Genomic DNA, 16,253 nt, shown 5'->3' with positions numbered 1-16,253 from the left:
CAAGCGGAAATTGCGTGGGCGCCGCCGGGTGCGGAAACTTTGACCAGTGAAAGTGTCGCGCGCATCCAGTCATTGACCTGCCCCCGGCTCCTGCTTTATCCCTGTAGCCCCGCCATCATTCCGCTGATATCAGGAGAAACCCATGTCGATCAAACTGTACGGCGCCATTTTGTCCCCGTTTGTCCGCAAAACCCGTGTGTTCCTGGCTCTTAAAGGCCTGGATTACGAGGCCGTGAACGTGGACCCGAACAGCCCGCCCGAAGGCTATGAGAAGCTCAACCCGCTGCGCCGCATTCCCGCTATCGAGGTGGACGGTCACACCCTGGCGGACTCCGCCGTGATCTGCTCGTATCTGGAGAAAACCCGGCCCGAACCCGCGCTCTATCCCCATGACGATCCCTATGAGCACGCGCGCACCCTGTGGTTCGAGAAGTTCGCCGACTACGAGCTGGGCACCCACTGCACCTTCGCGGTGTTCCGCAACCGGGTGGTGATGCGTTTGATGGGCCGGGAGTGCAACGACCAGGCCGTCGATAAGGCGCTACAGGGCAGCGTGCCAACTCTGTTTGAGTACCTGGACCGGGAGCTTGAAGGCAAGGAGTATCTGGCGGCCGACCGGCTCACCGTGGCGGATCTGGCGGTGGGCAGCCAGTTGGTCAACTTCCAGCACGCCGGCGAGCAGGTGGACGCCGAACGCTATCCGAACCTGGCCGCCCATGTGCAGCGCATTCACGCGCTGGAGCCGTTCGCCAAGACCATCGAAAAAGAAAGCGGCCTGCTGGATAAGTGGCTGAAACGCTGATCCTGCGTCCGGGCCGGCCTGCCGGGCCGCCGCACAGCGTGTGATCGCGGGTGGCGGCGTTATTCCGGCGGCGCCGAGGGTGGCGGTTCGGGCAGCGGCTCCACGCCAATCAGCGCGGCCTGGCCGTTGTCGGCGACGCGCAGCCGCGCCAGCGCGCCGGCGCGCAATTGCCGCTCCAGCGCTCGGGCCTGCTCAGGCGGCGCGAACCAGGCACCAATGCCATAATCCACGCCCACCGAACCGGTGCGAATCGAGGTGATGTGGCCGCGCAGGAACAACCCCGGCGGTGGCGTGTAGCGTGTTTCCACGGCCTGCCAAACGCCGTCCTGGCTCTCCAGTTGCACAAACACCTGCCGCCCCACCCGGGGCACGCCGACCTCGGGCATCGGCGCCTGGTTGATTTCATAGCGAAGCTGCACGTATTGCCCGCGAAACAGATCGCGCGGGTCCACCGGCGCGGTTCGCAGCACGATTTCCCGGCCGCTCCACAACGGGTAAAGGCTGTACCCCAACAGGGCGAGCAGGATCAGCGCTTGCGGCACCAGGGCGGCGATCACCACGTCGATACGGCGCCGCTGTGAGATCGTTTTACTCATGCCCACCTCCGGGCGCCACGGCGCCGCGATGGCGCCAGTAGCACGCGCCGCCGTAAAGCAGCCCGGCCATGACCAGAAACAGCGCCGCGGCGCCCAGGTAATCGCCGATCAGGTCCAGGTAACGCAACAGCCCCAGCAACAGCAAGGTGCCCAGGCCACTGAAGAAGCGGCGGCCGTCGTCGTCGGCAATGCCCTGCCGCAGCCAGTTCATGGCCACCAGCAGCACCAGCAGGTTGGCCGCCAGGCCCCAATAGAGGCTTTGCTCGGGCCGGCCCAGGCCGTGGATCAGTGCCAGCGCCGGCAGCGCCACCCAGATTGCCAGCGATCGCCAGTGCACGATCAGCGCCACCAGCAGCACCAAGGCGGCGGCCCACAATCCCGGGTCGAGCCAGCCCCAGTTGTCGCGCAGATAAGAGGGCCAGAGCGAGGTGAACGTCAGCGGCAACACCAACAGCAGAAACAGCCGCTCCAGCCAGGGCGACAGCGGCGCCAGCAGCTCGCCACGGGCGCGGGCGCGCGCCACCAGGGCGTGCCCGAGGGCGAGAAGAGCCAGGTTGAAGGTCAGGTGCCCCGCCAGCCAGCGTGGGCCAAAATCGGTGTGATAGAGCCAGCACAGCAGCAGATTAAGCCATACGAACAAACCGGCCAGCGCCAGCCCCATCAGGGTGCCAGAGCGATGCCGCCGCGCCGCCAGCCACACCGGAACAAGAAACAACGGCGCCAACCAGGGCGGCGTGAAGTGGCCTTCCATGACCGTCCAGATCATCGTCAGGGCCAGCAACAACAGCGCCATCGAGCGCTGGCCGGTGACCAGGGCGACCGGCAGCAGACCGATCATCCACAGCAGCACGCCGTTGGGGAAATGTTCGCCGAGCTGGTACATCTGGCCCACCAGCATGATCGAGGCGCCAAAGCTGATGCCGCCGAGGAACAGCCAGAGCGCGCCCAGACCATGACGCAGGTAACGCACCACGCCGACGCCGTTGAGCGCGCCGGTCACCAGGAACAGCCCGGCGAAGCGCAGCAGACGCGGCAGCGTGTCCCAGTTGGCGGAGACCAGCAGCAGCATCGCCAGGCCAACAAACAACACCGCCACGGTGGTCAGCACCCGGCTGGCCGTCGAAGCCGGATCTGGCTGATCCAACGAGGCGCCGTAACGGGCCAGAATGCGGCTCGCCTGGGTCTCGTCGATCAGCCCTTCCGCCAGCCACTGGCGGGCCTCCCGGCGGATTACTCTGGTTTCGCGATTGCTCATGATCTTCCGTTTGCGGTCAGAGACCGGCGCTCAGAGAGGCAGCCCCAGCCTTTTCGCCTCCATGCGGCGCAGAAATTCCAGCATGATCTGCCGGTAGAGGTCTTCACCCAGCCACAGGTCTTCGACGCCGGCGTCCACGTTGGGGTTGTCGTTGACTTCCATCACCACCACGTCGTCGCCGGATTGCTTGAGATCCACGCCGTACAGGCCATTGCCCATCAGCCGCGCGGCCTTCAGGGCGACCCGCAGCACCTTGGGCGGCACCTCGCGCACCGGCAGTGTGCGGAACCGGCCCGAGGCGGTTTTGCCGCCCTCCTGGTGATGGTAGATCTGCCAGTGGCCCTTGCTCATGAAATACTGGCAGGCGAACAGCGGGCGATGGTTGAGCACGCCGATGCGCCAGTCATAGTCGGTGTACATAAACGCCTGGGCCAGCACCACCGCGGATTGCTTAAGGTAGCCGCTGAGCGCATCGAGCAGTTCCTGGCGGCTTTCCACCTTGCCGATGCCCCGGGAAAAACTGCCGTCGGGAATTTTCAGCACCATCGGCAGGCCCAGCTCGGCGATCAATTGATCGGCCTGGGTTTCGGAGTCGTCGAACACAAAGGCGGTGGGCGGCACCGGCACCTTGTTGGCCTGCATCAGTTCGGCCAGGTAAATCTTGTTGGTGCAGCGCAGAATCGAGCCCGGATCGTCGATCACCACCATGCCTTCCTGCTCGGCCTTGCGGGCGAACTGATAGGTGTGATGATCCAGCGCGGTGGTTTCGCGGATAAACAGCCCGTCGTATTCGCCCAGGCGGGTGTAATCGTCGCGGCCAATCGCTTCCACCTTGATGCCCAGTTGGCGGCCGGCCTTGATAAAGCGTTTCAGAGCGGTGCGGTCACTGGGCGGCATCGCTTCCTGCTCGTTCACCAGCATGGCCAGCTCATAACGGTCGCCACGGCGGCGGCGCGGGCTGCGCCAGACGCGCGCATTGAAGCGCTCCAGGGCGCGGGCAAAGGCGTCTTCCTCTTTGCCTTTGAGCTGCTTCAGAGTCACGGTGCGAATCGACGCCAGCGACCAGCCATCGCGGCGCCGGAACGAGACGCGCAGAATCGGACAGGGCATCTGGTCGAAAATCTGCCGGCCCAACTCACCCAGGCCTTCCTGCTCGGTATGGCCAAAATAGAGCGTCAGGGTGAGCTCGGTGGCGTCGCCGCCCTGCTTTTTCATGACCTTGTCGAGCGCCGTCTCGAAATGGCCGAAGTGCAAGCCGTACAGGGCTTTGCGGCTGAGATCGTTGACCGTGCGCACCGAGGGCATCACCCGCTGGCCGCGCGCTTCGGCGAGCAGCGAGCAGTAATAGCCCGGGGAAAGATATTTGTAGCTGCGACACAGGTTGATCACCTGCACTTTTTTATCGGTGCACACCGGCTGAGCGGCTTGCAGATAGTCGCGGGCGGAAAGCAGATGCCGGGTGGGGTAATACGCGGCCCAGTCCGCCGGGTCGTCGACCAGAATAATGACTTGGCTCATGGGGTCCTTTCCGTGACAGATCGCCGCACTGTATGCCAGCCCCTATACCAAGTCCACATCGGCTTCCGTGGCGCGCCCGCCGCGGCGGGCGGCGTCGAAACCGGGGCCGGCGGGCCTATTCGGCGTAGCGCACCCGGTAAATCACGCCGGCGCTGTCGTCGGCGATCAGCAGGCTGCCGTCGTTGGCGACCAGTACATCGGCGGGCCGGCCCCAGCTGGCGCCATCCTGCAGCCAGCCGTCGATGAACGGCTGGTAACTTTTTACCGTGCCGTCTTCGTTGAGCACCACCCGGGTGACCCGGTAACCGGCCGGCTCGGTGCGGTTCCAGGAGCCGTGTTCGGCGATAAAAATGTTGCCGCGATAGGCCGCCGGAAAAGAGTCCGCGTCGTAGAAGGTCATCCCCAGAGCGGCATGGTGCGCGGGGATTTTCTGCATCGGCGCGGTGTAGTCGCTGGCGTTTTTGCCCTTGCCGAACTCGGGATCGGCAATGTCACCGGCGTGAACGTAGGGGTAGCCGAAATGCTCGCCAACCCGGGTGACCCGGTTGAGCTCGTCCGGCGGCACGTTGTCACCCAGCATGTCGCGGCCGTTCTCGGTGAACCACAGCTGGCCGGTGCCGGGCTGGAAATCGAAACCCACGGAATTGCGCACGCCGCGCGCCAGGGTCTCGGTGGTGCCGGTGTCCGGATCAAGGCGCTGGATGCTGGCGAACGGCGGGTCTTCGTCGCAAATGTTGCAGGGTGCGCCCACCGGCACGATCAGCTTGCCGTGGTCATCAAAGCGCAGGTATTTCCAGCCGTGGTGGGAGGCGTCGGGAAAGCCGTCGTAGACCACCTCGGCGTCGGCGCCGTCCAGGTGGTTGAGGACGTCACGCACCGCCAGAATGCGATTCACCGCCGCCACATAGAGCGTGCCGTCGCGCAGGGCAATGCCGGAGGGCATATTAAGATCCTCCAGCAGCGCCGTGACCCGGTCGGCTTTGCCGTCGCCGTCGGTGTCGCGGATCGCGTACACCTTGCCCGCGTCGCGGGAGCCGGCGAACACGGTGCCATCGGCGGCCTGGGCGAGCTGGCGGGCGTTGGGCACCTGATCAGCGAACACCGACACGCTGAAGCCTTTTTCCACGTTCAGTGTGTCCAGGCGGGTCTCGGCGTGGCCGCAGGCCGCCAGCAATCCAGCGGCGGCCACCAGCGCCTTAATCGTTGCCGGCGCTCTGCGCGGCGCCCGGGTGTCCGGCTTTTTCCAGTGCATCCTTTACCTCCGGCGGCATATAGGTCTCATCGTGCTTGGCGAGCACTTCGTCGGCCTCGAAACGGTCCCGGCTGACCAGCGTGCCGTTCGCCACTATCCCCTGCCCCTCCCGGAACAGGTCCGGCAGGATGCCCTGATAGTGAATCTGAAAACTACCTTTACCATCGGTCACCGTGAAGGTCACGTCGAGGGTGTCCAGGTCGCGCTGCACAGAGTTGTCCACCACCAGCCCGCCGACGCGCATTTTCGCGCCCAGCGGCGCTTCGCCGTTGACCACCTGTTGAGGGGTGTAGAACAGGTTGATGTTCTGGCGCAGAGCGTACACCGCCAAAGCGGTGGCCAGCGCCAGGCCGGCGAGAATCGCCAGCACTACGAACAGACGTTGCTTACGAACCGGGTTCATTCCACCTCACCTTCCACTGCATTGTGTGCCGGGCGCTGGTCGCGGCGTAAGCGTCGCTGGATTTCCTGGCGCACCCGCCCCTGTTGACGCACCGCCAGCACCATATTGCCAATGATCAGAAGCGCGCTGATGCCATAGGCGCTCCAGACAAAAAAACCATGGCCACCCATGGCGACGAATTCGGAAACGCTGTCGAAATACATGCCTTACTCCTTCGCGCCCGGGGCCAACAACGTGGCCACCCAGCCACTGCGCCGCTCGCGGTTGAGCACCTCAGTGCGAGCGCGCATCAGCACGTTGGCGGCGTACAGCAACCACAAGCCCAACATGCTGATCAGCAGCGGCCATTTCATGGCGTCATTGATCGAGGATTCGCCCACCAGCTTAAGCGTGGCGCCCTGGTGCAGCGTATTCAGCCATTCCACCGAATACTTGACGATCACCACATTGATCACCCCCACCACCGCCAGCAACGAGGCCGCCCGGGCGGCTTGGCGCGGGTCGCGAATGGCGCTTTGCAGGGCGATGATGCCCAGGTACAGAAACAACAGAATCAGCATCGAGGTCATGCGCGCGTCCCACTGCCAGTAGGTGCCCCAGGTGGGCTTGCCCCAGAGCGCCCCGGTGGCCAGTGACACCGTGGCCAGCACCGCGCCGAACGGCGCCATCGCCTTGAGCATCACTTCGGCCATCTTGAGACGCCAGACCAGGGCGATCAGGCCGGCCACGCCCATGGCGATGTAGCCCATCAACGCGCCGCTGGAAGCCGGCACGTGGATAAAGATGATCCGGTAGCTGTTGCCCTGATAGCGCTCCACCGGCGCGAACACGAGCCCCCAAACCAGACCGGTCAGCAGCACCAGCACCGCGATCGGCATCAACCACGGCAGCACGGCGCTGGCGAAGCGATAGAAATAGCGCGGCGAAGAAAGCTGGTGATACCAGCGTGTAAGCGTTTTCCACATAAGCCAAACCCGTTGTTTAAAGCTGAACGCTCAACCTTGAAGCGGCCCGCCCTTTCGACTTGTCACTTGGGAGCCCTTGTCGCTTTCAACTTTCAGTCTCCCGCACTGATGCGCAGACCCAGTGCTACCGCCAGCGGTCCCAGACTCAGCGCCAGCGCCAGAATCGCGCCCAGCACCGCCAGCAGGCCGTCGGTGGGCAGGCCATCCAGGGCGGTGCGCACCACGCCGGCGCCGAATACCAGCACCGGCACATACAGCGGCAGCACCAGCACCGCCAGCAGGATGCCGCCGCGATTCAACCCCACCGTCAGCGCGGCACCAATGGCCCCCACCACGGTGAGGGTGGGCGTACCCAGCAACACGCTCAGCGCCAGGGTGTCCAACACCGATGCCGGCAGCTGCATCATGTAGCCCAGCAGCGGAGCCACCAGGGCCAGCGGCAGGCCGGTGAGCAGCCAGTGCGCCAGCAGTTTGGCGGACACCGGCACCACCGTCATTACCGGCGCGCTCAGCATCTGATCCAGGGCGCCGCTTTCCTGATCGCGGCGGAACAGGCCATCCAGCGACAGCATCACCGCCAGCAACGCCGCCACCCAGACCACGCCCGGCGCCACCAGCGCCAACAGTTCAGGCTCCGGCGACAGCCCCAGGGGAAACAGGCTCACCACCACCACGAAAAAGAACAGCGGTTGAATCACATCCGCCGGCGCCCGCCAGATCAGCGTCAGCTCGCGGCGCAATGAGGCCCGCCAGACGCCGCTCACCGGCCCTCCCCGGCGGCGCCCAGCCGCAATTGCCGCACCCCGTCGCCCACCCGGTGGTGGGAGGTGTAGAGGATCAGAACACCGGCGCCGGCGGCTTCGCGCAAACGCGCATCCAGCTTCGCCACGCCGGCCTGATCGATGGCCGTGTAGGGTTCATCCAGCACCCACACCGACTTGCCCCCCAGCCACAACCGCGCCAGCGCGATACGACGCCGCTGGCCGGCGGAGAGACGGCCGGCGGGCACATCCTCGAAGCCATACAGATCGACCGCCGCCAGGGCCGCGTCCAGATCACCGCTCTGGCCACTCAGGGCACGGCTGAATTGGAGGTTTTCGCGGGCGCTGAGTTCCTCACGGATGCCCGCATCGTGGCCCAGATAGAGCAGATCCGGCGCCAACGGCCGCGACCAGCGCACCTGCCCCTGATAAAAGCCGTGCAACCCCACCAGTATTCGCAACAGGGTGGTCTTGCCGGCGCCGTTGGCGCCGGTGATCTGCCAGATCTCTCCGGCGCGCGCATTGAAGGCCAGATCCTGGAACAGCATCCGATCATCGCGCTCGCAGCCGAGCCGGCTCACTGTGAGTCGTGCAGAGGGGTCGGTCATGGGTGTTCGCTGAGGTTGATTCGTTCCGCGCGGGCTCCCCCGCCAGCGGGCTCGCCGATCGGCGGCGCAGTATAACATGCTCCAGGCGCATTGGGCCGGACACTGAAGGGCCATTGCGTTACCATCAACGCTCTGTGGCTGAAAGGAATCTTCCAATGCGAATCACCGCTCTTCTGCTGGCCGGTTGTTGCACGCTGCTCGCCGCCTGCGGTGGCGCGGACCGTCCCCTGGCCACGGTGAATCAGGTCGATCTGTCACGTTACGCCGGCGGCTGGCATGAAATCGCCCGGCTGCCGCAATGGTTCCAACGGGGCTGCTACAATTCCACCGCCGAATACAGCCTGAACCCGGACGGCACCGTGAAGGTGATCAATCGCTGCCAGCGCGAGGACGACGAGCCGGCCGTGGCCGAGGGTCAGGCGAGCGTGGTGCCGGATTCCGGCAACGCCAGATTAAAAGTACGCTTCGACAACTGGTTTTCCCGTTTGCTGCCCAAGATCGCCGAAGGCAATTACTGGATCATCGCCCTGGATAAGGACTATCGCACCGTGATGGTCGGCGAGCCGGGCCGCGAGTATCTGTGGATTTTGTCCCGCGCCCCCACCCTGCCCGACGACCAATATCAGGCGCTGGTCGATCAGGCCCGCGAGCAGGGCTTCCCGGTGGATGAGTTGCAGCGCAATCGTGATCTGATTCCCTCCGCCGTCGCGCGATAACCGCAAAAAAAAGGAGCCGGCCATGGGCGTGGAAATCGAACGTAAATTCCTGGTCACCGACCAGACTTTTTTAGACCCGTTGCCCGGCGAGCGGCTGGTGCAGGGTTACCTGAGCCATCAGCCTCGCGCCACCGTGCGCGTTCGTATCCACGGTGAGCAGGCCTGGCTGACCCTTAAAGGCGAAAACAACGGCGCCCGGCGCCGCGAATTCGAGTACCCGGTGCCGGTGGACGATGCCCGCACCCTGCTCGCCGAAATGTGCGGCGCCGGCGTGATCGATAAAACCCGCTACCGGGTACCGTGCGACGGTCTGGTTTGGGAAGTGGACGTGTTCCATGGCGACAACCAGGGGCTGGTGGTCGCGGAACTGGAACTGGAACATGAAGATCAGCCGTTTCAGCGGCCGGCCTGGCTCGGTGACGAAGTGACCGACGATGCCCGCTACTACAACAGCGCGCTCAGCCAGATGCCCTATGTCCGCTGGTAACGGCAGCACCCAGTATCTGCTCTGGCGCAAGGACAGCCAGGGCAACGCCTCGCTGGTCAATCGCTTTCACTCCCGGCAACAGGCTGAACGGGTCTGTGCACGCTTCCAGACCCGCCGCCAGCGCGAGCGATTCTGGGTCAGCGCCCTGGGACCGGACAGCAAACCGCCGCACAAGCCTTGCTCCTAGGGCCTGTTCACACTCATTTTGATGGTCGCGCCGGAGGCCGTTTTCGCGCAAGCCAAGGCGCGGTGAGCGCGATGTGGCCCGCCACATAAGCGAACCGCAACGCGGGATTGCGCGAAAACCGCCCCGGCCCTTCGGGTTGCGCCCCAAAGCGGGCCAGGCGGTGTTGCTCGTCGTTCATTTAGCATGCTAAACCTCTCTCCTCGCGCCTTGCCTGGCCCGCTTTGGGGCGGCAACGTGACCATCTAAATGAGTGTGAACAGGCCCTAACCCGCCACGCCGGGCCCCTCACCAACCGGCGCCCGCTCAGCCGTCCTTGCCGGCCCGCTTGATGCCGCTCAGGTTCTTGAAACACAGGGTCTGCGCGGTATCGATGAATTCCTGGATAAACGCCACCTGGTGATCGCCCTCGCGCACCGCCGCGTACAGGGTGCGCCACACACCGCCCTCGCCGAGCCGCACGGCCTTCACCAGCTTGAGCGCCAGATACTCGGTGAGCGCCCAGTTCGGCAACGCCGCCACGCCGCGCCCGGCCGCCACCAGCTGCACCATCATCGGCGTCAGTTCGGCGGTGCGCAGGCCCTGCGGCTGTTGCCCGGCGGGATCAAGAAACGCGGTGAACACATCCAGGCGCTGGCGCTCCACCGGATAGGCGATCAGGGTTTGCGTGGCCAACTGTTCGGGGCTCACGAAACGCTGGCCGGCCAGCGCCGAACCGGTGGCCACCGCCAGCACCAGCTCATAGCGAAACAGCGGCAGGTAACGCACCGCTTCCTGCTGTACCGGGTCGGAGGTGATCACCATGTCCAGATCGCCGCGCAACAGCGCCGGCAATGGCGCGAAACCAAAGGCCGCCGAAAGATCCAGTTCCACCTCCGGCCACGTTTCCCGGAAGCGGTCCAGCGCCGGCATCAGCCACTGAAAACAGGAGTGGCAATCGATGGCCAGATGCAAGCGGCCACTCTGCCCCGCCGCCAGCCGCTTCAGTTCGGTTTCGGTGCGCTTTACCCGGGGCAAGACATCGCGGGCCAGTTCCAGCAGGCGTAAGCCGGCGGTGGTGAAGCGGATCGGCCGGGTGCGGCGCACGATCAGCGCGGCGTCCAGCCGGTGTTCCAGGTCCTTGAGCTGATGAGAAAGCGCCGACTGGGTGACGTGCAGCCGCTCGGCCGCCTCCACCAGGCTGCCCGCCTCTTCGATGGTCAACAGTGTGGTCAGATGGCGCAGTTCCAAGATCACCCGACATCCCCGCCCGGCCCGTCAGGCCGCCGGCACGCGACAGCGCCGGGCGCTTTGCAGATACGGTTCATTATGAGCATTCCTCACATTAACCATGAAATATTTGATTTTGCCTCAAGTCAGGCAAGGACCACAATGGCGCCATCCTAAATCAGCGCCTAGCCGCACTGCGCTTGTGCCCGCCCGCTACCGACGCTCGCCGGCCGGGGTGCAAGCGGGCCGGCATCAAGCGTGTCAGCGTCTCTAAAGGAACTCTCATGACCACCCTGCACAATCTTGGCTTTCCCCGCATCGGCGCCCGCCGCGAATTGAAACAGGCTCAAGAAGCGTATTGGGCCGGTACCCTGCAACGCAGCGAGCTGGAGCACGTCGGCCGCAGCCTGCGTGAGCGCCATTGGGCGCTGCAAGCGGACGCCGGCGTTCAATTGCTGCCGGTGGGCGACTTCGCCTGGTACGACCAGATTCTGGAATTTTCCTGCCTGCTCGGCGCGGTGCCGGCCCGCTTTGGCCAGAACCCGCAACAGCCGGTGGATCTGGACACCCTGTTCCGCATGGCGCGCGGCCGGGCCCCCAGCGGCGAGCCGGCGGCGGCCTGCGAAATGACCAAGTGGTTCGACACCAACTACCACTACATCGTGCCGGAACTGGCCCCCGACCAGAGCTTCCGCATCGCCCGCGAAGCCCTGTTCGATCAGGTCGATGAAGCACGCGCGCTTGGCCACGACGCCAAACCAGTGATCCCCGGCCCGCTCACTTATTTGTATTTGTCCAAGGGGGAGGCGTTCGACGGCGCCGCCGACACCGCCAAGCTGGCCCTGCTGGACGCCCTGATCCCGGTGTATCGCCAGATTCTGCAACGCTTCGCCGAACAGGGCGTTGCATGGGTACAGATCGACGAGCCGATTCTGTGTCTGGATCTGCCGGACGCCTGGCAGCGCGCCTACCTGCGCGTCTACGATCAGCTCGCCGGCGCCGCCAGCGTGAAATTGCTGCTCGCCACCTACTTCGAGGGCCTGCGCGACAACCTGTTCACCGCCCTGCAATTGCCGGTGGACGGCCTGCACCTGGACCGGGTGCGCGGCAGCGACGCCCTTGAGCAGGTGCTGCCCCGTTTGAACGGCAAGGTGCTGTCGCTGGGCGTGATCAATGGCCGCAACATCTGGCGCACCGACCTGGACGCGGTGCTGAACAGCGTGGCACCGGTGAAAACGCAGCTCGGCGAGCAACTGTGGCTGGCGCCGTCCTGTTCGCTGTTGCACAGCCCGGTGGATCTGGACCAGGAAGACAAACTCGACGACGAGTTGAAAAGCTGGTTGAGCTTCGCCAGCCAGAAACTGGACGAACTGAAACTGCTCGGTGATGCCCTGGACGGTCACGGTGACGACGCCGCCCTGGCCGCGCAACGGGCGGCGCTGGCCAATCGCGCCGCCTCGCCGCGCATCCACAACCCGCAAGTGGCGGATCGACTGGCCGGAGCCACGGCGATTTCCCGGGATCGCCTCAGCGCCTTCGCCGAGCGCATCGGCAAACAACAGGCGGCGCTGAAACTGCCCGCCTTCCCCACCACCACCATCGGTTCCTTTCCGCAGACGCCGGACATTCGCGCCGCTCGCCGTGACTGGAAAGCCGGCACGCTCAACGAGGACGCTTACCAGGAACAGATGAAGCGCGAGATCACCCGGGCGATACGCTACCAGGAGCAGATCGGCCTAGACGTGCTGGTGCACGGCGAAGCGGAACGCAACGACATGGTCGAATACTTCGGCGAGTTGCTGCAGGGCTTCGCGTTCACCCGCTTCGGCTGGGTGCAAAGTTACGGCTCACGCTGCGTGAAACCGCCGGTGATCTTCGGTGATGTCAGCCGTCCCGAGCCGATGACGGTGGCCTGGGCCCGCTTCGCCCAATCGCTGACCGAGGTTCCGGTGAAGGGTATGCTCACCGGGCCGGTGACGATTTTGCAGTGGTCCTTCGTGCGCGATGACCAGCCCCGTGAAACCACCTGCCGACAGATCGCTCTGGCACTGCGTGATGAAGTGCGGGATCTGGAAACCGCCGGCATCCAGGTGATCCAGATCGACGAACCGGCGTTTCGCGAGGGCCTGCCGCTGCGTCGCGGTGACTGGCAGGCTTATCTGGATTGGGCGGTGGATTGCTTCCGTCTGGCCACCGTGGGGGTCGCGGACGAAACCCAGATTCACACCCACATGTGCTACTCCGAGTTCAACGACATCATCGAAGCGATCGCCGCCATGGACGCCGACGTGATCACTATCGAGACCTCGCGCTCGAACATGGAACTGCTGGAGGCGTTTGAAAACTTCCAATACCCGAACGACATTGGCCCGGGGGTCTACGACATCCACTCCCCCAACGAACCGGACGTGGACTGGATGGTGCAACTGATGGACAAAGCCGCCAGCCGCCTGCCCCGGGAACGACTCTGGGTGAACCCGGATTGCGGCCTGAAAACCCGCCAATGGGAGGAAACCGAAGGCGCCCTGGCCAACATGGTCGAAGCCGCCCGAGTACTGCGCGGCAGGGTTTAACCCGGTTAGATTCGATGCAGGGAACAACCGGGAAAGGCCGTGCCGGGGCAGGTGCGCCTGCGTTGTTGATGGGTAAGCCTCAAGCTACAAGCTGCAAGCCGCAAGCCGCAAGGGCGGCCGTCTGGCCGTGTTTTTTTGTAGCTTGTAGCTTGTAGCTTGCAGCTTGAAACTCGCCGCCCTACAACCCCGCCAGCGCGGCCAGGTCTTCGGCGATTTGATCGACGGGCTGGTCGTTGCGCATAAACAGATGCACCTTGCCCTGCTTGTCGAAGCCGTACATGGCCAGGCCGTGGGAGACCAGATAATTGCCGTTTTCGTCGGGCTCATCGTAGCCGTAGGTGGTGCGATAACGCTTGGTGAGCGTGTCCAATTGTTCCTTGTTGCCGGTCAGGCCGACGATCCGCGGGCCGAAGTAGCCGGTGTATTTCTTCAGCAGCTCCGGCGTGTCGCGATCCGGGTCGACACTGACGAACATCACCCGAATCTGCTCGCGGGTCTGCTCCGGCAGTTTCTTCAATGCCTGCGCCAGGGACGTCAGCGTGGTCGGACAAAAATCCGGGCAGTGCGTGTAGCCGAAGAACAAGATCACCGCCTTATCCTGGAAGCGTTGCTCGGTGACGGTTTGGCCCTGCTCACCGGTGAGTTGGAATTGCAGGTCGGGCATCACTCCGGTGATGTCCTTGCCGTGGAAACTGACCGGCGCGTTGTTACAACTGGCCAGTGCCAGGGCGAAAACCAGAGTGGTCAGGGCAATCAGCCGACGGGGCATGGCTCTCTCCTTTTTTGCTTTCGTGGCGCACATAAAGACGCAGCACCACCAGGGCACCGAGAATCGTCATCATGGCGGGGGGAATCCAGGTAAAGATGCCGCCGAGAACCTGATCGGTGGCGGCGCTCATTGGCCAGGCGCGGCCGCATACCGCGTACACGTCATACAGGCCGGGATCGGAAAAGGTAATGTAGGCGCCCAGCAGGATTTGCGGGAACAACGCGGCCAGCAACATCAGAAAGCGGACCCCGAACCGCGAGGTGCGGGCATCATCGGGATCGCGCGGATCGAGGATCACCAGCCAGAAAATCACCCCGTCCACCAGCATCGACCAGTTCATCAGCTCATAGAGATTGAGGTTGAGCATGGCGTCGAAGTGCACCACCGGCGAGAGCCAGAAAAAGATCAGGCCGACGAACAATACCGTGGCCACCACCGGATCGAACAGCAGCCGGCGCAGCGGCCGCCAGACCAGCGCCAGCCGTGGGAACCGGCGGGCGCCGAAGGCGGCGGCGAAAATCGGCAAGGGGTTGGACAAGGCAATCAGAAAAGCGCCCAGGTGATGCAGCACCATATGCTGCAAGCGGTGCATGAAGAACATGAAGCGGGCGTAGTAATCAAACTGGGTGTGCATCACCACGTAGCACAGCAGCACACCGACGCCGAACGACAACAGGCGCCACCAGGAGGGCCGCCGGCCCTGGGCGGCCAGCCGCCGCCAGCCGAGCGCGTACAGCCCCACTGCGAGCAGGGTGAGCAAAACCGTGGGCACCGAAAAGATGTAAGGCGTGATCGCGCCCTGCACTAGCTGCCACTGAGTCCGCCACATAGAGAACCGCCTTCACCGGGGTGGCCGGTGAACCCGGCCCGGGACGAGGGCGCCAAGGGTGCGCCTCGCGCCGGAAGTCGTCAAGCCAGCCCGCTGTGGCAAATCGACACGCCCGGTTCCTGTTCCGCCGTTACCGCCTCGAGGCGCCGATCCGGCCCCAGTTCCACCTGCCCGGGCCGGCCGCTCATTTGCCAGGGCGCGGCGTGAGCCTGGCCAGGCTTGTCGTCCTCCAGCGGCAGGTTGGTTAAACCGGTTAACGCCTGCCGGAACAGATCGCTGCGGTAGCATTGGGCGGCGACGGTGCCGTCTCGCGGCACGTCACACTGCCGCCAGCGCTGCATTTCGCCGAGCAGAAAGCGCGCGTCCGAGCGCCAGGGGAAGTTCGCCTGGTAGGCGGAAAACACATGAAAATGGTGCGCCGGGTAAGGCTGCCCGGTGAGCCCGCCGGCCAGCCGTTGGGTAAACGGCGCGCGGATCACCTCGGCGGGCACGTCCAGCCAGGCGGGATGGGCCAGCAACTCCAGGCTTTCCAACAGATGCTGGTCGGCGTGCACGGCGGCCCGGTGCAGCGCGCGCAGCAGTGCCGCGTGCACCTCGCCGTGGCTGGCCGCCCAATCGCGGGTTACCGCCAATACCTTTTCCGGCGCGTTCTCCCATATTTGATAGCCGGAGAGCAGGCAATGCCCGGCGCCGGTGAGCGCCGCCAGGCTGTTCCAGGGCTCGCCCACGCAGAAGCCATCGATGTGCCCCAGGCGCAGATGGTCGACCATTTGCGAGGGCGGCAGCACCACCAACTTAACGTCCTGATCCGGGTTGAGCCCGGCCACCGTCAGCCAATGGCGCAGTTGATAAGCGTGGCAGGAATAGGGAAACACCACCGCCAGCACCAGCGGCGTTCCGCCGGCGCCACTGCGCGCCGCCACCAGTTTATTCAATGCGCGCGCCATGTCCTGGGGCGTGGGGCCCTCGGCCAGCGCGCGCAGACCGTGGAACAGCATGGGGGACACGGTCACGGCGTTGCCATTCAGCCCCATGGAAAAGGCGCTGGTAAGAGGTTGGTTGATACTGCCCAACCCCAACGAGGTGGCCAGCAGCATCGGCGCCAGCATCGACGCCGCGTCCAACCTTCCCACCAGCAATCGGTCGCGCAGGCTGGCCCAGCTCCACTCCGGCCGCAGGTCCACGTCCAGGCCTTCGGCGGCGAAATAGCCCGCCTCCCGTGCCACCGCCAGCGGCAAGCTGTCGGTGAGTGGCATATAACCGATGCGTACCCGGCTGCGCTTCATGGTGTCTCCGTTTCAATAAGTAGCCCGTATTAACGTTGGC

General features: G+C 64.6%; 18 protein-coding genes. 5 read left to right on the top strand and 13 right to left on the bottom strand.

Going from position 1 to position 16,253, the window contains the following annotated elements; genetic code table 11:
* Positions 1-142: 142 nt before the first annotated feature.
* Positions 143-802, top strand: a complete 660-nt coding sequence (locus tag CGS25_RS06555; RefSeq protein ID WP_101674980.1) for a glutathione S-transferase family protein — start codon at positions 143-145, stop codon at positions 800-802.
* 59 nt (positions 803-861) lie between these two features.
* On the opposite strand, the gene CGS25_RS06550 is transcribed toward CGS25_RS06555, so the two are convergent.
* The 9 genes from CGS25_RS06550 to ccmA all read right to left on the bottom strand — a co-directional run bounded on the left by CGS25_RS06550 (position 862) and on the right by ccmA (position 8,160).
* Positions 862-1,398: a GDYXXLXY domain-containing protein gene (locus CGS25_RS06550; RefSeq protein ID WP_101674979.1), complete on the bottom strand. Its 537-nt coding sequence runs from the start codon at positions 1,396-1,398 to the stop codon at positions 862-864.
* Positions 1,391-2,653, bottom strand: coding sequence for a DUF2157 domain-containing protein (locus CGS25_RS06545; RefSeq protein WP_101674978.1), 1,263 nt, complete (start codon positions 2,651-2,653; stop codon positions 1,391-1,393). The genes CGS25_RS06550 and CGS25_RS06545 overlap by 8 nt, the downstream gene beginning before the upstream one ends.
* A gap of 30 nt (positions 2,654-2,683) precedes the next feature.
* Positions 2,684-4,171: a RimK family protein gene (locus CGS25_RS06540; protein WP_089031624.1), complete on the bottom strand. Its 1,488-nt coding sequence runs from the start codon at positions 4,169-4,171 to the stop codon at positions 2,684-2,686.
* 115 nt (positions 4,172-4,286) lie between these two features.
* A complete protein-coding gene (locus CGS25_RS06535) occupies positions 4,287-5,423 on the bottom strand; it encodes a PQQ-dependent sugar dehydrogenase (RefSeq protein ID WP_101674977.1) in 1,137 nt (378 codons plus the stop codon).
* Positions 5,368-5,826, bottom strand: coding sequence for a cytochrome c maturation protein CcmE (gene ccmE / locus CGS25_RS06530; protein ID WP_089031622.1), 459 nt, complete (start codon positions 5,824-5,826; stop codon positions 5,368-5,370). The genes CGS25_RS06535 and ccmE overlap by 56 nt, the downstream gene beginning before the upstream one ends.
* Entirely contained in the window at positions 5,823-6,029 is a 207-nt protein-coding gene (ccmD, locus tag CGS25_RS06525) for a heme exporter protein CcmD (RefSeq protein ID WP_089031621.1), read from the bottom strand. Before ccmD ends, ccmE begins: the two co-directional genes overlap by 4 nt.
* A gap of 3 nt (positions 6,030-6,032) precedes the next feature.
* Positions 6,033-6,791: a heme ABC transporter permease CcmC gene (ccmC, locus tag CGS25_RS06520; RefSeq protein ID WP_089031620.1), complete on the bottom strand. Its 759-nt coding sequence runs from the start codon at positions 6,789-6,791 to the stop codon at positions 6,033-6,035.
* A 92-nt stretch (positions 6,792-6,883) separates the two neighbouring features.
* A complete protein-coding gene (gene ccmB / locus CGS25_RS06515; RefSeq protein WP_089031619.1) occupies positions 6,884-7,555 on the bottom strand; it encodes a heme exporter protein CcmB in 672 nt (223 codons plus the stop codon).
* Positions 7,552-8,160, bottom strand: coding sequence for a cytochrome c biogenesis heme-transporting ATPase CcmA (ccmA, locus tag CGS25_RS06510; protein WP_101674976.1), 609 nt, complete (start codon positions 8,158-8,160; stop codon positions 7,552-7,554). Before ccmA ends, ccmB begins: the two co-directional genes overlap by 4 nt.
* Before the next feature lie 155 nt (positions 8,161-8,315).
* Between ccmA and CGS25_RS06505 the strand changes: the two genes are divergently transcribed.
* Genes CGS25_RS06505 through CGS25_RS06495 form a run of 3 tightly spaced genes read left to right on the top strand, consistent with a single transcriptional unit; the run spans position 8,316 to position 9,550 of the window.
* The gene (locus CGS25_RS06505) at positions 8,316-8,876 is read left to right on the top strand and encodes a lipocalin family protein (RefSeq protein WP_101674975.1); all 561 of its coding nucleotides are present in this window, start codon (positions 8,316-8,318) and stop codon (positions 8,874-8,876) included.
* A 22-nt stretch (positions 8,877-8,898) separates the two neighbouring features.
* Positions 8,899-9,363, top strand: coding sequence for a CYTH domain-containing protein (locus CGS25_RS06500; RefSeq protein ID WP_089031616.1), 465 nt, complete (start codon positions 8,899-8,901; stop codon positions 9,361-9,363).
* Positions 9,350-9,550, top strand: coding sequence for a hypothetical protein (locus CGS25_RS06495; RefSeq protein WP_089031615.1), 201 nt, complete (start codon positions 9,350-9,352; stop codon positions 9,548-9,550). Before CGS25_RS06500 ends, CGS25_RS06495 begins: the two co-directional genes overlap by 14 nt.
* Positions 9,551-9,853: 303 nt before the next feature.
* Here the strand turns inward: CGS25_RS06495 and CGS25_RS06490 are convergent, their stop codons facing one another.
* Positions 9,854-10,780 (bottom strand): LysR family transcriptional regulator, encoded by a 927-nt coding sequence (locus CGS25_RS06490; RefSeq protein ID WP_089034461.1) that lies wholly within the window; start codon positions 10,778-10,780, stop codon positions 9,854-9,856.
* 260 nt (positions 10,781-11,040) lie between these two features.
* Here CGS25_RS06490 and metE point away from each other — a divergent pair, with 260 nt between their 5' ends.
* Positions 11,041-13,329, top strand: coding sequence for a 5-methyltetrahydropteroyltriglutamate--homocysteine S-methyltransferase (metE, locus tag CGS25_RS06485; protein WP_089031614.1), 2,289 nt, complete (start codon positions 11,041-11,043; stop codon positions 13,327-13,329).
* A 178-nt stretch (positions 13,330-13,507) separates the two neighbouring features.
* On the opposite strand, the gene CGS25_RS06480 is transcribed toward metE, so the two are convergent.
* From CGS25_RS06480 to CGS25_RS06470, 3 genes are all read right to left on the bottom strand, one after another.
* On the bottom strand, positions 13,508-14,098 hold the full coding sequence (locus CGS25_RS06480; RefSeq protein ID WP_089034460.1) for an SCO family protein: 591 nt from the start codon (positions 14,096-14,098) through the stop codon (positions 13,508-13,510).
* A complete protein-coding gene (locus CGS25_RS06475) occupies positions 14,037-14,927 on the bottom strand; it encodes a cytochrome c oxidase assembly protein (RefSeq protein ID WP_101674974.1) in 891 nt (296 codons plus the stop codon). Before CGS25_RS06475 ends, CGS25_RS06480 begins: the two co-directional genes overlap by 62 nt.
* Before the next feature lie 80 nt (positions 14,928-15,007).
* Positions 15,008-16,213, bottom strand: coding sequence for a CmpA/NrtA family ABC transporter substrate-binding protein (locus CGS25_RS06470; protein WP_101674973.1), 1,206 nt, complete (start codon positions 16,211-16,213; stop codon positions 15,008-15,010).
* Positions 16,214-16,253 lie beyond the last annotated feature (40 nt).

Origin of the sequence: Alloalcanivorax mobilis, assembly GCF_002864685.1 — a bacterium.
GTDB lineage: Bacteria > Pseudomonadota > Gammaproteobacteria > Pseudomonadales > Alcanivoracaceae > Alloalcanivorax > Alloalcanivorax mobilis.
The sequence above is the reverse complement of the archived record's forward strand: the minus strand, read 5'-3'. Positions and strand labels throughout refer to the sequence as shown.

Excerpts from the sequence above, each read along its gene's own strand:
- CGS25_RS06555 (WP_101674980.1), top strand. The coding sequence starts at position 143 with ATGTCGATCAAACTGTACGGCGCCATTTTGTCCCCGTTTGTCCGCAAA.
- CGS25_RS06550 (WP_101674979.1), bottom strand. The coding sequence starts at position 1,398 with ATGAGTAAAACGATCTCACAGCGGCGCCGTATCGACGTGGTGATCGCC.
- CGS25_RS06545 (WP_101674978.1), bottom strand. The coding sequence starts at position 2,653 with ATGAGCAATCGCGAAACCAGAGTAATCCGCCGGGAGGCCCGCCAGTGG.
- CGS25_RS06540 (WP_089031624.1), bottom strand. The coding sequence starts at position 4,171 with ATGAGCCAAGTCATTATTCTGGTCGACGACCCGGCGGACTGGGCCGCG.
- CGS25_RS06535 (WP_101674977.1), bottom strand. The coding sequence starts at position 5,423 with ATGCACTGGAAAAAGCCGGACACCCGGGCGCCGCGCAGAGCGCCGGCA.
- ccmE (WP_089031622.1), bottom strand. The coding sequence starts at position 5,826 with ATGAACCCGGTTCGTAAGCAACGTCTGTTCGTAGTGCTGGCGATTCTC.
- ccmD (WP_089031621.1), bottom strand. The coding sequence starts at position 6,029 with ATGTATTTCGACAGCGTTTCCGAATTCGTCGCCATGGGTGGCCATGGT.
- ccmC (WP_089031620.1), bottom strand. The coding sequence starts at position 6,791 with ATGTGGAAAACGCTTACACGCTGGTATCACCAGCTTTCTTCGCCGCGC.
- ccmA (WP_101674976.1), bottom strand. The coding sequence starts at position 8,160 with ATGACCGACCCCTCTGCACGACTCACAGTGAGCCGGCTCGGCTGCGAG.
- CGS25_RS06505 (WP_101674975.1), top strand. The coding sequence starts at position 8,316 with ATGCGAATCACCGCTCTTCTGCTGGCCGGTTGTTGCACGCTGCTCGCC.
- CGS25_RS06500 (WP_089031616.1), top strand. The coding sequence starts at position 8,899 with ATGGGCGTGGAAATCGAACGTAAATTCCTGGTCACCGACCAGACTTTT.
- CGS25_RS06495 (WP_089031615.1), top strand. The coding sequence starts at position 9,350 with ATGTCCGCTGGTAACGGCAGCACCCAGTATCTGCTCTGGCGCAAGGAC.
- metE (WP_089031614.1), top strand. The coding sequence starts at position 11,041 with ATGACCACCCTGCACAATCTTGGCTTTCCCCGCATCGGCGCCCGCCGC.
- CGS25_RS06480 (WP_089034460.1), bottom strand. The coding sequence starts at position 14,098 with ATGCCCCGTCGGCTGATTGCCCTGACCACTCTGGTTTTCGCCCTGGCA.
- CGS25_RS06475 (WP_101674974.1), bottom strand. The coding sequence starts at position 14,927 with ATGTGGCGGACTCAGTGGCAGCTAGTGCAGGGCGCGATCACGCCTTAC.
- CGS25_RS06470 (WP_101674973.1), bottom strand. The coding sequence starts at position 16,213 with ATGAAGCGCAGCCGGGTACGCATCGGTTATATGCCACTCACCGACAGC.